The 13569-nt window shown below is 58.8% G+C and carries 12 protein-coding genes; 2 read left to right on the plus strand and 10 right to left on the minus strand.

The window, feature by feature from the left end:
- Positions 1-132: 132 nt before the first annotated feature.
- Positions 133-666, plus strand: a complete 534-nt coding sequence (locus J3P92_RS14845) for a sterol desaturase family protein (RefSeq protein ID WP_434647935.1) — start codon at positions 133-135, stop codon at positions 664-666.
- On the opposite strand, the gene J3P92_RS14850 is transcribed toward J3P92_RS14845, so the two are convergent.
- Genes J3P92_RS14850 through fni form a run of 5 tightly spaced genes read right to left on the minus strand, consistent with a single transcriptional unit; the run spans position 548 to position 6558 of the window.
- Positions 548-1549, minus strand: coding sequence for a phytoene/squalene synthase family protein (locus tag J3P92_RS14850; protein WP_434559319.1), 1002 nt, complete (start codon positions 1547-1549; stop codon positions 548-550). The genes J3P92_RS14845 and J3P92_RS14850 overlap by 119 nt on opposite strands.
- Entirely contained in the window at positions 1546-3036 is a 1491-nt protein-coding gene (locus tag J3P92_RS14855; RefSeq protein ID WP_434647938.1) for a phytoene desaturase, read from the minus strand. The genes J3P92_RS14850 and J3P92_RS14855 overlap by 4 nt, the downstream gene beginning before the upstream one ends.
- Entirely contained in the window at positions 3033-4211 is a 1179-nt protein-coding gene (gene crtY / locus J3P92_RS14860) for a lycopene beta-cyclase CrtY (RefSeq protein ID WP_434647941.1), read from the minus strand. Before crtY ends, J3P92_RS14855 begins: the two co-directional genes overlap by 4 nt.
- Positions 4208-5506, minus strand: coding sequence for a glycosyltransferase (locus J3P92_RS14865; RefSeq protein ID WP_434647944.1), 1299 nt, complete (start codon positions 5504-5506; stop codon positions 4208-4210). The genes crtY and J3P92_RS14865 overlap by 4 nt, the downstream gene beginning before the upstream one ends.
- Positions 5503-6558: a type 2 isopentenyl-diphosphate Delta-isomerase gene (fni, locus tag J3P92_RS14870; protein ID WP_434647946.1), complete on the minus strand. Its 1056-nt coding sequence runs from the start codon at positions 6556-6558 to the stop codon at positions 5503-5505. The genes J3P92_RS14865 and fni overlap by 4 nt, the downstream gene beginning before the upstream one ends.
- A 217-nt stretch (positions 6559-6775) precedes the next feature.
- Between fni and J3P92_RS14875 the strand changes: the two genes are divergently transcribed.
- The gene (locus tag J3P92_RS14875) at positions 6776-7693 is read left to right on the plus strand and encodes a polyprenyl synthetase family protein (RefSeq protein ID WP_434647949.1); all 918 of its coding nucleotides are present in this window, start codon (positions 6776-6778) and stop codon (positions 7691-7693) included.
- A 3-nt stretch (positions 7694-7696) separates the two neighbouring features.
- Here J3P92_RS14875 and J3P92_RS14880 read toward each other — a convergent pair whose 3' ends face one another.
- From J3P92_RS14880 to J3P92_RS14900, 5 genes are all read right to left on the minus strand, one after another.
- Positions 7697-8197: a hypothetical protein gene (locus tag J3P92_RS14880; RefSeq protein WP_434559329.1), complete on the minus strand. Its 501-nt coding sequence runs from the start codon at positions 8195-8197 to the stop codon at positions 7697-7699.
- A 161-nt stretch (positions 8198-8358) separates the two neighbouring features.
- Positions 8359-9666 carry an OprD family porin gene (locus tag J3P92_RS14885; RefSeq protein ID WP_434647952.1) on the minus strand — a complete coding sequence of 436 codons (1308 nt, stop codon included), beginning with the start codon at positions 9664-9666 and terminating at the stop codon, positions 8359-8361.
- A gap of 50 nt (positions 9667-9716) precedes the next feature.
- Positions 9717-11369, minus strand: coding sequence for an AMP-binding protein (locus J3P92_RS14890; protein ID WP_434647955.1), 1653 nt, complete (start codon positions 11367-11369; stop codon positions 9717-9719).
- Positions 11366-12112, minus strand: a complete 747-nt coding sequence (locus J3P92_RS14895) for a nitroreductase (protein ID WP_434647958.1) — start codon at positions 12110-12112, stop codon at positions 11366-11368. Before J3P92_RS14895 ends, J3P92_RS14890 begins: the two co-directional genes overlap by 4 nt.
- A gap of 41 nt (positions 12113-12153) precedes the next feature.
- Positions 12154-13497, minus strand: a complete 1344-nt coding sequence (locus J3P92_RS14900) for an MFS transporter (RefSeq protein ID WP_420763607.1) — start codon at positions 13495-13497, stop codon at positions 12154-12156.
- Between the last annotated feature and the right edge of the window lie 72 nt (positions 13498-13569).

Genomic DNA, 13569 nt, shown 5'->3' on the forward strand with positions numbered 1-13569 from the left:
GAATATGTCGAGAATGACCGCCAATGAGGTGATTGAGCAGCTCAACGGGGCCAAGATCGCATTGTTAGATGTTAGAACGTTCACCGCCTCGGCGCAGTCCGATGCTGTGTCTTTGCTCGGATGACCCGCCTCATGACGAACGCACTGGTTTTTTTCGCGACCCTTATCGGTATGGAGGGTTTTGCGTTTCTCGCCCACAAATATGTGATGCACGGCTGGGGCTGGGGCTGGCACCGCTCCCATCATGAGCCCCGCACCGGCTGGTTCGAGAAAAACGACCTGTACGCGATCGTGTTTGCGCTGATCGCCATCGTACTGATCGCGCTTGGCACCCAGGGCATGCACCCGCTGGAATGGATAGGGGCCGGGATGACGGCTTACGGTTTCCTGTACTTTCTGGCCCATGATGGGCTAGTCCACAAACGCTGGCCATTGAAGTACGTCCCCCGCACCGGCTATCTCAAGCGTCTGTATCAAGCGCATTTGATGCACCATGCCGTGTCGGGCAAGGACCGCTGTGTCTCATTCGGTTTTCTCTATGCCCCACCTACCGCGGTGCTTCGGGTTCAGTTGCGCGATCTGCATGGCGGACCTCTTCGCAAGAATGATCCGGGCGCTGCCACAGGCTCGGCAGACGCTCAGGCCAGTGACGCCCGCGAGCAGTGACGGCGCGGCACAGGCCGCCGAGCACATGCCGCAACTTGTCGACCTTCGAGGTCGACACCCGCGTATCCCAGGCATGCTCGCCCCGCCTTGAGACCTTGATGCCAATTTGCCGATAGACACCCGACGCAGTCGCCACCGCCCACGCGGAGCGCCACGGCAATGCCCTTAATCCCGCCTCGGCACTGGCGTAAAAAGGCTCGGCCAGCTGCACCAGCCGTTGCGCGAGGATGGCCAGACCGGGCCGATGCTGATCGTCGGCAAGTGACGCCTCGGGGATCGAAAGCTCATCCAGCCAGTCTCGTGGCAGATAGCACCGGCCGACGGCAGCGTCTTCGACGATATCCCGGGCAATGTTGGTCAATTGAAACGCCATGCCCAGGTCGCAGGCGCGGTCCAATGTCTTTTGGTCGCTGACGCCCATGACCTGAGCCATCATCAGCCCGACGACCCCGGCCACGTGGTAGCAGTAGTCCAAGGTGTCGTTTACGCTCTGATAGCGGCGCTGGTGTACATCCATCGCAAAACCCGCCAGGTGCTCCAGGGCATAACGCTCCTGAATGCGATGTTTGACCACCACCTCTCTGAAAGCAGCGAAGGCTTCGTGCTGCACAGGCAACCCGGCGTACACCGCCCGAGTCTGAGCGGTAAGGTCGGCAAGGCGCCGTTCAATGTCGAACTGGTTCAACACGGTCGCCGAATGCCCCGCCTCCTGACCATCTATCACGTCATCGCAATGCCGGCACCACGCATAGAGCATCATGGCGCTGGCCCGGGTCGAGGGGTCGAACAAGCGCGAGGCCGCGGCAAAGCTCTTCGAGCCCACAGCAATGCTGCGTTCGGCATGCTCCAGCAGGACTTGGTCCTGGTTAGCATCGCGATTCATGAGTGCAGATCCTCCAGCATCAAACCTGCCGTGGCCTTGGCCGAGCCGATGACACCGGGGACGCCCGCACCGGGGTGAGTGCCCGCGCCCACCAGGTAAACGTTGCCAAGGCTCGCGTCGCGGTTATGGGGCCGGAACCAGGCACTCTGCCAAAGGACAGGTTCAAGTGAAAACGCCGAACCCAAATGTGCGTTCAACTCACTGCGAAAATCATCCGGGTTGAAAATCCGACTGGTCACCAAATCTTCCCGCAGGCCAGGCATGTAGTGTTTTTCCAGATACGCGAAAATCCGATCACGGTAGCGTGGCCCCTCTACCTCCCAGTCGATAGGCGCGTTACCCAGATGAGGAACCGGCGAGAGCACGTAGTGGCTGGAGCAGCCCGGCGGGGCGAGACTCGGATCCGTGATGCAGGGCGCATGCAGGTAGAGCGAGAAATCCTCAGCCAGCTCAGCGCCATTGAATATTTCTTGAATCAATGACCGGTAGCGCGGCCCGAAGCAGACCGTGTGGTGTCGAAGCTGAGGTTGCGGCCGCTTGAGGCCGAAATGGATGACGAACAGCGAGTTGCTGAAACGCTTGCCTTTGAGGCGCGCGCTTTCCTTGATGCCACGGGCATGGCCGCCCAGAAGTTGCTCATAGGTATGCACCACGTCCGCATTGGAAGCGACGCAGTCGGCATTCAGCAAGCGACCGTTTTTCAAGCGCACGCCGCTGGCCCTGCCCGCTTGCACCTCGATGCTGGCGACGTCGGCATTGAGCTCGAAACGCCCGCCGAGGTCTTCGAAAAACCTCACCAGCCCCTGCACTAGCGCCCCCGTCCCTCCCTTGGGAAACCACACGCCCCATTCGCGCTCCAGTGCATGGATCAAGGTGTAGATCGATGAGGTGGAAAACGGATTGCCGCCCACCAGCAGGGAGTGAAACGAAAACGCCTGGCGCAGTTTTTCGTCTTCGATAAATTCAGAAACCATCGAGTAGACACTGCGCCACGCCTGCAGCCGAGCCAGCTGCGGCCCGGCCTTGACCATGTCCCGAAACGACAAAAACGGCACGGCGCCCAGCTTGAGATAACCCTCGCGAAAAACCGCCTTGGAGTACACCAGAAACCGCTGGTAGCCTTCAACATCCTTGGGGTTGAGCCTGGAGATATTGCGGTCCAGCTCGGCCTGATCGTTGGCATAGTCAAACTGCGTACCGTCCTCCCAGCACAAGCGATAGAACGGCGAGACCGGCAGCATCTCGACGTAGTCACGCATGGATCTGCCGGCCGCTGTGAACAATTCCTCGATGGCCGTGGGATCGGTAATCACCGTCGGCCCGGCATCGAAAGTGAATCCCTCGTCGTGATACACATAGGCGCGGCCGCCGGGCTTGTCGCGTTTTTCCAGCAAGGTGGTTTGCACGCCCGCCGCCTGCAGCCGGATCGCCAGTGCCAGGCCACCAAAGCCTGCGCCAATCACAATCGCGCTTTTCCCCTGGGTCATGCTTGATCCTTGTAATGCCGAGGCAGGCAGCGACGTGCAGCGTGCAGGGCCTCATTGATGGGAACAGGCGGCTTGCCGATCAGCACTCTAAGCTTGTCCTGCAGCGTGCTGTCGCCCGAATAAAAGCGCCTGATCAGCCCCTCGGGCAGACCATAAAAACGTTGCATCACCCGCCAGCGGTCCTGGGGTTTGCCTGCCAGGAACAGCATGCGATTAAGCAAACGGTAAAACCCCTGGCGCCGCCACGCCTGTTCAGCGAATGCGCGAATGCCAAGGTATAAGGCGTCCGCCTGCAGGTTCTGCTGGCGGGCGACCCAGTCCGCCAGTTGCACCGCCTGGGGCAACGAATAACCTGTTGTGCAATGGCAAAGACCGGCCCGCAAACCGGAACGCGGCTGGCCGGGCGCCTCGCGCCAGAAGCCGGAAAAGTCGCCTGCCAGGGTGATCGGCAACACGCCTTGCTCTTCGCGAAGGCAGCGGGCAATGATCCATCCGCGATCTTGCACATAATCACGGACATGCTGGCGCAGTTGTTCTGAAGAAAAGCTCTGGCGGTCAACGTAGTGGGTGTCCTCCACCAGCACCGTGTCGGCTGAAAACGGCAAGACGTAGACGAAACGATAGCCCTGCCCTTGAGCCACCCGGGCGTCCATGATGATCGGCACGTCCAGCCCATGAGGGGCCTGTAGCTGCAGCACCTGACCCAGGAACGCCTGTTGGCCCAGCACCAGATGTTCGCTGTGCTGGACGCCACGCCCGTCGATGACGGCCTTGGCCCACAGCTGTTCGCCGTCCTCCAGCAACAGCGAAGTCGGGGTGATCTGTTCGATCCGCTGTGAGACACGCAACCCTGCCCGCCCCCCGTCACTGAGCGCCGGTTCGATCACTTGGGCAAAGCGTTCGGAGGTGATGCTGGCATAACCGCTGTTCAGCCGTCGCGAACGCCCCGGGAAATGCACCTCGTAGGCAGGCCAGGTTTGCACCACCAAGGGCCTGATCCACTGATGCTGCTCGGCCGTCAAGTCCGAGTCGTGAAAGGACCAGGTATGGTTACCACCGATCCGGGCCTGCTCTTCAACGCACAGCACCTGTAACTCAGGGCGCAACTGCTTGAGCCGCCAGGCGATCAGCCCATTGGCCAGCCCACCACCGGCGAGGATCAGGTCATAGTTCATGCCACCGCCTGCGTCAGCACGGGTTCGCCGCTACGCACCGCCGCCTCAACGATGTCCGCCGCTTTGCTGGCGCCACCGGCGCGCTGCAACTCAGCCGCCATCCGCTGCAAGGGCTCTCGTGGCAGAACAAGCAGCCGGGCCAGCCCATCAGCAATGGTGGCGGCGCTCGCCCGGCGGTTCAACTTCAGGCCCAGGTCTCGGTAGCTGACACGCGCAGCCACCCCCGGCTGGTCAAAACCGATGGGCATGACGAGCATCGGCGTAGTGGTGGCTATGGCATCCATCACGGTGTTGAGTCCTCCATGGGTCACGACTACATCGGCGTGTTCAAGCACCGCTTGCTGGGGGGCGAACGCAGTGACCCAGGTCGCGCCACTGTCGAGAAGCATGCGTTCCTGAACCGAATCAAGCCTGCCGCAATGGGCGACCAACAATTGCGCATCCAGGCGACGGCAAGCCTTTGCAATCTGCCGGAACATACCCAGGCGCCCGCCCTGCAAGGTACCCAGGCTGGCGAAGACAAAGGGTCGATTTTTATCAATCTGCCACTCGAAGGTTTCATTGCCTGGCGAAGATTGCTCCGTACCCGAAAAAGGCAGGCGCAACGGTCCGACTGCGTGGAAATGCGCGGGCTGCTGCAAACGGGGAAAATCAAATCCCGCAAGGGTCTGACTGATGTGGGCAAGCGGAGAAAGGCATTCATGCAGCGCATCGCGAGGCACGATGGCAAGCCGTCGACATGCACCCCGCAATACGTCTCTGAGCGGTCGCATCAGCCAATCGTAGACCTGCTGGCTACCGGCGTACATGCGTAGGCTACGTTCGTCGCGACCGTAGGCAAACGGCATCACCGGCAGCGGCAAGCCTGGCTCGCGGTTGACCGGCAACGCGCAAGCCACCGAGACATAAGGTAGCCCCAAGGCCTCGGCGACCAGCCCACCGGCAGCTTCCATCTGATCGCAGAGCAGTGCATCGACCTGCTCGTAAGCCAGCGCCGCGGGTAATTCATTACAAAGCATGTTTGTGGTTGAACACATATCGGCAATAACCCGCCGCAAGGTCAGCGGGTTATTAGAGCTGGCCGCGCGCTGCAACACAGCGTCCAGGCTCCCCGGTGGATGGCTGCTAGCAGCCATCGCATGAAAACCGATGCGCGGATCACCCAGCCAACGGCGCGCGTCGGCCTGCTGGAAGAACGTGACCTGATGCCCACGATTCAATAGCTCTACCGCCAGCGCCTGAAAGGCCTGGAAGTGGCTATGGAACGCCGGGGTCACCACGCCGAAATGGCTCATGGGCGATGAACCGATGGCAGTAATCTGGCTTGACGCAATGCCGCCAGATCTCCGGAACCGGTGCAGAAACAGGCAATGCGCAGCTGCTTGATGATGATGTCGAAATGCTCGATGACCGACGCTGTCGACACCGTCGCATCGCGCAGCACTCCGGCCGCCTGCCCTACCAGGTCGGCCCCCAGACACAGCGCCTTGGCCACATCCACGCCGTTGCGAATGCCGCCGGATGCAATCACCGTCATGCCGGGCAATGCCTCACGCACGCTGATCAGGCTGGTGGACGTCGTTATACCCCAATCGGCAAACGCCATTGCCACCTCGTGATCGGCGGGGCTGCTGGCGCGTTCAGCCTCTACCGCTGCCCAACTGGTGCCGCCGCTGCCTGCCACATCGATCACGCTGACCCCGACTCCAGCCAGGGCCACCGCCACCGATGCCGATATACCCGCCCCGACTTCCTTGACGATCACCGGCACGCCGAGACTTTGCACCGTCAGCCCGATGGCATCCAGCACGCCTCGCCAATCCCGATCACCTTCGGCCTGAACGGCTTCCTGCAACGGGTTCAGATGAATGATCAAAGCGTTGGCCTGCAAAGTCTCCACGGCGCGGCGCGCCAACTCCTGGCCATCCTTTTCCAATAACTGTGCCGCGCCGATATTTCCCAGTAACGGGATGTCGGGCGCCAGCCGCCGCAGCTCACGGGTCAAGCCCTGATCGTTGCCACTGCGCAGACCGACGCGCTGCGAACCTACGCCCATGGCGATGCCAAGCTCCTGGGCGGCCTCAGCCAGATGGCGGTTAATGGCTGAAGAACGCTGCGCCCCGCCGGTCATTGAACTGATCAGCAAGGGCGCTCTGAGGGGGATCCCAACCAGCGCGCTGGCAAGGTCAATGTCGTTCAGATTCAGCTCGGGCAGCGCGCAATGCTCGAACTGAAAGGCATCCAGCCCGTTGCCGCCACCCTGTCGTGGGTTATGGCTCACACCACGGCCGTCCAGCACGATATTGAGATGATCATCCTTTCTCCGACTTAAGGGATGCTCGGTCATGAAAGCTCCAATTCGGTTGAATCATTTCGCGGCGCGCGTGGTCATTTTGTTGAGTGGCGTTATACAAGCTTAGGCCGATCGTACAACTTGTGTGCAACGCTGACTGATAATTGAGGCACTGGTTATTCGAAGTGGTTCAGAGTTTGAGGCCCATCACGTGAACCACCAGAAAGCAGATCCCCCTTCACAACTGCCCTTAAAGCAAAGGTCAAGACCGATGACCATCGAGCCTGACGCAACCGTCGAATATGGGTTTAGCGAACGTTTGGAAGATGTGCGCGCGGCTATTGAGCAGCGTCTGGACCAACTGCTGCCGAGCAGCAGCGACGAGCGCGACCTTGTCGCGCTGGCCATGCGTGACTCCACGCTGGCGCCCGGCAAGCGGATGCGGCCGATTCTGTTGATACTGGCTGCACAAGGCTTGGGGCACGGTGGTGATCAGGCACTGGAATTGGGCTGCGCCGTGGAATTGATCCACGCAGCGTCACTGGTTCTGGACGACATGCCGTGCATGGACAACGCCCGATTGCGCCGTGGGCAGCCGACCGTGCACCTGAAGTTTGGCGAAGACGTGGCGATTCTTGCCGCCGTTGCCCTCCTCAGCCGCGCATTCGGGGTGGCCGCCGGGATTACCGATCTGGCACCCGCAATCCGCATGCAATTGGTGGAGGTCATGGCCAATACCGTTGGCATGCAGGGTCTGGTCAAGGGCCAGTTCAAGGATCTGCGTGACGGCCAGAAAAATCGCCCCCCTGAGGAAATTGCACTGACCAACAACCTCAAGACGGGGGTACTGTTTAGCGCGATCATGGACATGGCCTGGCTGATCAGTGGTGCCAAAGCTCACACACGCCCGATCCTGCAGGACTTTGCCGTTGAGCTGGGTCAGGCGTTCCAAATGTATGATGACCTTTTGGATCGTTGTCCGGACAGCAATAAGGACCAGGGCAAGGACGAGGGCAAGTCGACGTTCATTGCGCTTTACGGCGAGCAAAAAGTCCGCGAACAGCTAGAGGCTCATCTAATGAGCGCCGAAAGCCATTTGCGAGAAGTTTTCGGGCCCTCGCGAATGATCACCTGGTATGTGCGGATGATCTTCGAGAAAGCGGTGCGACAACGTGGCGCAAGGCTGTAGGGCCTACTTGGCCTGCTCGGCGATTGCTTGTTTCAACTTTTCGGCATCGGCAAAACGCTGCTCATTGACGACCGCGCCATTGTTCAAGGCGAGCCACTGAACGGTGTCCCGGTCGCCGCCATAGCGGGTGGCAACCCTGCCGTCCTGGTCGAGCATAATTCTGTATTTGGCCGAACGCATGGCCGGTACTGCCACCAGTTTGATCATGGAAGGCATCTTCTCGATATCCGCCAGGTACACAATGTGGCGCGCTTCCAGATAGCCCTCCGGGTGACCCTCCATCGCCGCATCCACTAACTTAGCGGCCGACATACTGCGCGCTATCAACAGCACCTGAGCGCTGTCGTTCAAGGTATACGCCTTCTCGTTCTGATCCAGCAGGGTCCACTTCATCGCGGGCTGGTTCAGATCTTTGGGTTGATCCAAATCTTTTGATTGGGCTGACTCCTGCGCCAACACGTGGAAGTTCAGTAGTGCACCGATCAGCAGGATCATAAGCCGCATGGTTTCGTACCTTATTCGAGGAAAGTCACGGAGTGAAACGCTGACGCCATCCTACGTCAGCCTGGCTGTCGCGCTCTAGCGCATTAATGCTTTTGTTGCCTGACCTGCTCGCAAGCGCGTTGCCACGGGGGCGCCGGGCCGAGGATGGCGATGCTGCGCCCTTAGAGCAGCGCAATGCTGTAGCTGACAAACACCCGGTTATGATCCTGGTCACGGGCGCCTTCGCTATTGGATTTACCGTTACGCCAGCCGAAGCCAACCCCTTTGAGCGCTCCCGACTGAATGACGTAGTCCAGAAAGATATCCCTCTCCCATTCTTTCTGATCGTCACCGGATCTCGTCTTGATGTTGTCACCGGAGAGGTACATGACCGAGGCTTTCAGGCCCGGGACACCCAGGGCGGCGAAGTCATAGGCATACTGACCGAATACTGTGCGCTCCCCTGCACGGGTGAAACTCTGGATCAGACGATCTGTGTGCAGGTATAAGGAGCTGCCTGCTGCGCCTTTATCTATCAGGCCACCCTGATTGAGCTGGGTGAAGCTGCTACCGTCCGAGACGCTTTGGTAACCCGCCGTCATCGCATGAGCGCCGATGCTGTAGATCAATGCAGCACTCCAGAGACGATTGTCGATAACGCCATCTCCGTTTTTGGTGTAACCGCTGATTCGGTAGCCCGATGTACCGGAACTGTTTTCACCTGACGCGTCAGTCCTGAAGTAACGCAGGTCGGTTTTCAACGATTGACTGTCCGAGAACGCGAGGGTGTGCGTCAGTCCGAAAAACTGTTGGTTGTAGTAGTTTTCGAGCTGGGCATAGTAGTACTGAGCCGTCAGGTCCTTGGTGACTTTCCAGTCACCCCCGGCGAAGGCGAACTGGTTGCTTTGACGCGTACCGCCCATAGCGGCGAGCCCCGTCTGATCCGTTGAGGCACGACCGGTTGCCCGTTCAATTCGCCCACCCGTCAGGGTCAAGTCCTTGAACTCGCTCGAAGTCATTTGGCCGCCCTCGAAGGTTTGTGGAAGCACCCGTCCATCGTTGGCGACCAGAATCGGAAGTTTCGGAATCAAGGTGCCGTAGCGCAGTTCGGTCCTGGACATTTTGACCTTCGCGGTCAGTCCCAGCCGGCTCCACTCGTCGACGGCGCGGTTGTCACTGTCCGAGGGAATCATCGAACTGCCAACGTGACGTCCCTTGCCACTGTCCAGGGTGACGCCCAGCAACCCAAGGGCATCAACACCAAAACCAACGGCGCCCTCGGTATAACCCGACTTGAAGTCCAGCATCAAGCCCTGCGCCCACTCTTCGGTTTTTGAAGGGGCAGCGACACCATCGCGGTTGTCGTTATTGAAGTAGAAGCTCCTCATGCCCAAGGTGGCTTTGCTATCACTTAGAAAGTCGGCAAAGGCCTGGCCACTGAGGGCGATGCTGCCAGACACCAACGTTGCAGTTATTTTTTTCAGGCTCACTTATAACGCTCCGATTCTTATTTTTAGTAGGTGATGGAAGCGACTACGACCTAGCCATTCGAAGCCAAACGGACAATGGCATCGCGACTGCCTGCCTGCTCACGAAGTACAAACTTTTGGATTTTCCCGGTTGCGGTTTTCGGCAACACCGTAAAGACCACCCTGCGCGGACATTTGAATCGAGCCAGACGTGCTTGGCAGAACTCCATTATTTCTGCTTCGGTGGGAGGCTCGACGCCCGTTTTCAGCTCGACAAACGCGCACGGTACTTCACCCCATTTGTCATCCGGCTGAGCGACTACCGCGGCATACAGAACAGACGGGTGACAGTGGATCGCCTCCTCGATCTCTACAGACGAAATATTTTCCCCACCGGAGATAATCACGTCTTTGCACCGGTCGGTAATCTGGACGTAGCCGTCAGGGTGCACGACGGCGACATCACCCGTATGAAACCAACCGCCTTCGAATGCTTTTCGGGTTGCAATGTCATTCTTCAGATAACCCATCATTACGGTGTTGCCCCTGAGCAGCAGCTCACCCGTTGTCTGGCCATCTTTTGCGACTGGCCGCATCGTATCGGCGTCAGCCACCATCAAACCTTCGAAGGCGGCTGCACGAGCCCCTTGGCGTACTCGCATAGCGCCTTGCTCACCGGGCGTTAAATCGTCCCAGCCGTCTTGCCAGACGCAGCTGATCGGCGTACCGGACACTTCGGTAATTCCGTACACGTGGTCCACGTCGAAGCCTCGTGAAACAACTGCGTTGAGTATGCTGGCCGGAGGTGGAGAACCAGCAGTCAACACTCGAACCGGCGTCTTGAGCGCGGGGCGGTCTTCGGCGTTGGCAATCATGGCCATGACAATCGGCGCCGCACAGAAGTGATCGACACCGTGGTTATCGATCGCATCGAACACCGTCTCTGCGCACACTTTTCTCAGGCAGACGTGCGTGCCGGCCACAGCCGTGATCGCCCAGGTAAAACACCATCCGTTGGCGTGGAACATCGGCAATGTCCACAGGTAACGAGGCGCCCGCGTGAGCGGCCAGTTGGTCATCTGCAGCAGACTCATGAGGTAAGTGCCACGATGGCTCGCGACGACGCCCTTTGGATCACCGGTTGTACCTGAGGTGTAGTTGAGTGCTATCGGCTGCCACTCATCATCCGGCCAGACGCCTTCGAAATCGGGGCTGCCGCTGCGGATGAAGGTTTCGTAGTCAATGTCTGCGACACTCGCGCAAAGTGGCGCCAGGTGATCATTGATATCAATCACCATCGGGGGATGTTCGAGGAGTGCCAATGCAGCCTCCGCAAGCGCAGCAAACTCTCGATCCACCAGCAGCAACTTGCATTCGCCATGACGCAGAATGAATGCCACACCTTCGGCATCGAGGCGGTAGTTGACCGCATTGAGTACCGCGCCGCTGAGGGGGACCCCGAAATGCGCTTCGAGCATGGCAGGAGTATTAGGAGACAGAATTGAAACGGTGTCCCCTGCTCCCAGGCCTTTTTCGCAAAGTGCCGAGGCAAGTCGATAGCAGCGTTCCCGGGTTTCACGCCAGGTTCGTTGCAGTTCGCCATGCACCACCGCTACCCGATCCGGGTGCACAAGGGCTGCCCGATCCAGAAAACCAAGTGGCGTCAGGGGCAGATAGTTGGCCTTGCAGCGATCAAGCCCACTTTCATAAGCACCAGGGGTCATGATGTTGTTTCCTTATTATTGTGATGAAAAGTGCAGAACGCGCTCACCGGCTCCCGATCAGTGACCAAGGTGTTCTCGATGCTGCTCTCGTCGGCGTATCCAAGGCTCATTCCGCAAACCAGCATTTGATCCGAGGGAATCGCAAGGGCTTGCGAAATGACTTGGTGATATTTCAAAAAAGCGGCTTGTGGGCAGGTGTGCAGATGCCTTCCACGCGCAGCGACCATCACGGCCTGTAGAAACATGCCGTAGTCAAGAAGGCTGCCTTCCTTCAACACCCGATCCATGGTGAAGATCAGGCCGACTGGGGCGTCGAAGAACTGGTAATTGCGGCCGTGTTGCGCATGCATCCGCTGCTTGTCTCCCTTTTCAATGCCCAGCAGCCCATAGAGCTCCCACCCGACCTGCCTTCTCCGATCCACGTAGGGTGAAGTCCACTCGCGTGGGTAATAGTCATAGGCATCTTCAAGGTCGTTGCTCTGTGATGGATCGTTGTCAATTTCCGCGATGGCGCATGAAAGACGAGCCTTTGCTTCTCCAGTGACGACATGCACGCGCCAAGGCTGCATGTTCACCCCCGTAGCGCAGAACCGAGCGACATCAAGGATCGCCTCAATGTCTTCGCGCGGTACAGGAGTGGGCAAGAAAGCCCGAATACTGCGGCGCGAAGCGATCGCCCAATCAACCGTTTGAGCAAGCGGTTCAGGCGGTATGGGCGGTTTGGATAAGCGATTCATTTTCATGCATTCAATTCCACGGATTCAGCTACAGACGGGGACATCCATCAGTTCGACAGGGCCGGGGATTTTCTGACTTGGGTAGAGTCGGCGCGTGACTGATTGATCAGGGTTACGGCGACAGCGCCAATGAGGCCAGCCAGGCTGATGGCCATGAAGTTTTTCTCGAGCGCAAGGTTCAACGACACCAGCCAGCCAATCAGGACAGGGGCGACGATTGCGCCTATTCGTCCCACACCAGACGCGAAACCCACGCCGGTTGAACGAATCGATGACGGGTAGAAATCGCCGGCGTACGCATACGCCAGCAATTGAGTTCCCAGGGTCGATGCGCCGACGATGAACACCACTGGAAACAGCAACGACGTTGAACGCGTATAACCCAAAACGGTGAGTGCAATCGCACCGACGATATAGAAGCAGACCAATACGTGCTTGATGTTCAGCTTGTCGCTCAACCACCCTCCGCCTATTGCACCGGCGATGGCTCCCAAGTTGAAAACAATCACAAAATTCAACGCAGAACCCAGGCTGAATCCAGCCATCGCCATCAGCTTGGTTAGCCAGGAGTTAAGGGCGTAGACCATGAACAGGCCCGTCATGAACGCGGCCCAGATCATTAAAGTGCTGAAGCCCCGCCCCTCCCTGAATAAGTTACGAACCGGTGCTTGCTGCTTATCCAGGACCGTGGCGTTCCCAGTCATCAGCGTGTTTTCGTCGATAACGAGAGCAGGGTCCAGTTTACGAGCGATCGCTCGCAGTTCGTCCTGACGTCCGGTCTTGAGCAGGTAGCCGATGGATTCAGGCATGGTCTTCAGGATCAGGGGAATAAGCACCACGGGCAGCAACGCCACATAAAACACCCATTGCCATCCATGACTCTCGATCAGTTGCTTACCCGTCAGCGCGACCAGGATTCCGCCCACGGAGTACCCCGCGAAAACCAGGGTGACCAGCCGAGTACGCAGTTTGAGTGGAGAAAATTCACCCATCTGAGCGGTGCAGATAGGCAGTACGCCGCCGATGCCAAGGCCGGCGATGAAGCGGGCTACGCTGAAGCTGATCGGGTCACTGGTGAGGCCTGCCGCCGCCGTGAAAATACTGAACAAGGCCACGCAGATGGCGATCATCCTGGGACGCCCGATACGATCGGCTAGCGTGCCAAGAAAAATGGCGCCCAGCATCGTTCCGAAGAGCGCAGAGCCCGCCATGACGCCGGCGCTGGTTGGATCGACGTTCATGTCCTTCATGATCGCCGGAAGGGCTGCACCGACGACCGCAAGGTCATAACCATCGATGATCAGAATGAGCACACACCAAAACAGGATGAGCCCATGGAAGCGGTTGAACTTTGATTCAACCGCGAGTGTATAGACGTTTACCGGCTGCATATCGCGTCTCCTTCGATCTTGTTTTTGTTTGTGAAGTGCGAAGAGTTACTGGCTCGCTTGACAGGCGATGCC

The organism is Pseudomonas sp. D3-27 (genome assembly GCF_051132165.1).
In the GTDB taxonomy this organism is placed as follows: domain Bacteria; phylum Pseudomonadota; class Gammaproteobacteria; order Pseudomonadales; family Pseudomonadaceae; genus Aquipseudomonas.

Bases quoted from the DNA above. Each gene is read 5' to 3' on its own strand.
- fni (WP_434647946.1), bottom strand. From the start codon at position 6,558: ATGACCGAGCATCCCTTAAGTCGGAGAAAGGATGATCATCTCAATATC.
- J3P92_RS14865 (WP_434647944.1), bottom strand. From the start codon at position 5,506: ATGAGCCATTTCGGCGTGGTGACCCCGGCGTTCCATAGCCACTTCCAG.
- J3P92_RS14855 (WP_434647938.1), bottom strand. From the start codon at position 3,036: ATGACCCAGGGGAAAAGCGCGATTGTGATTGGCGCAGGCTTTGGTGGC.
- J3P92_RS14890 (WP_434647955.1), bottom strand. From the start codon at position 11,369: ATGACCCCTGGTGCTTATGAAAGTGGGCTTGATCGCTGCAAGGCCAAC.
- J3P92_RS14875 (WP_434647949.1), top strand. From the start codon at position 6,776: ATGACCATCGAGCCTGACGCAACCGTCGAATATGGGTTTAGCGAACGT.
- J3P92_RS14880 (WP_434559329.1), bottom strand. From the start codon at position 8,197: ATGCGGCTTATGATCCTGCTGATCGGTGCACTACTGAACTTCCACGTG.
- crtY (WP_434647941.1), bottom strand. From the start codon at position 4,211: ATGAACTATGACCTGATCCTCGCCGGTGGTGGGCTGGCCAATGGGCTG.
- J3P92_RS14900 (WP_420763607.1), bottom strand. From the start codon at position 13,497: ATGCAGCCGGTAAACGTCTATACACTCGCGGTTGAATCAAAGTTCAAC.
- J3P92_RS14895 (WP_434647958.1), bottom strand. From the start codon at position 12,112: ATGAAAATGAATCGCTTATCCAAACCGCCCATACCGCCTGAACCGCTT.
- J3P92_RS14850 (WP_434559319.1), bottom strand. From the start codon at position 1,549: ATGAATCGCGATGCTAACCAGGACCAAGTCCTGCTGGAGCATGCCGAA.
- J3P92_RS14845 (WP_434647935.1), top strand. From the start codon at position 133: ATGACGAACGCACTGGTTTTTTTCGCGACCCTTATCGGTATGGAGGGT.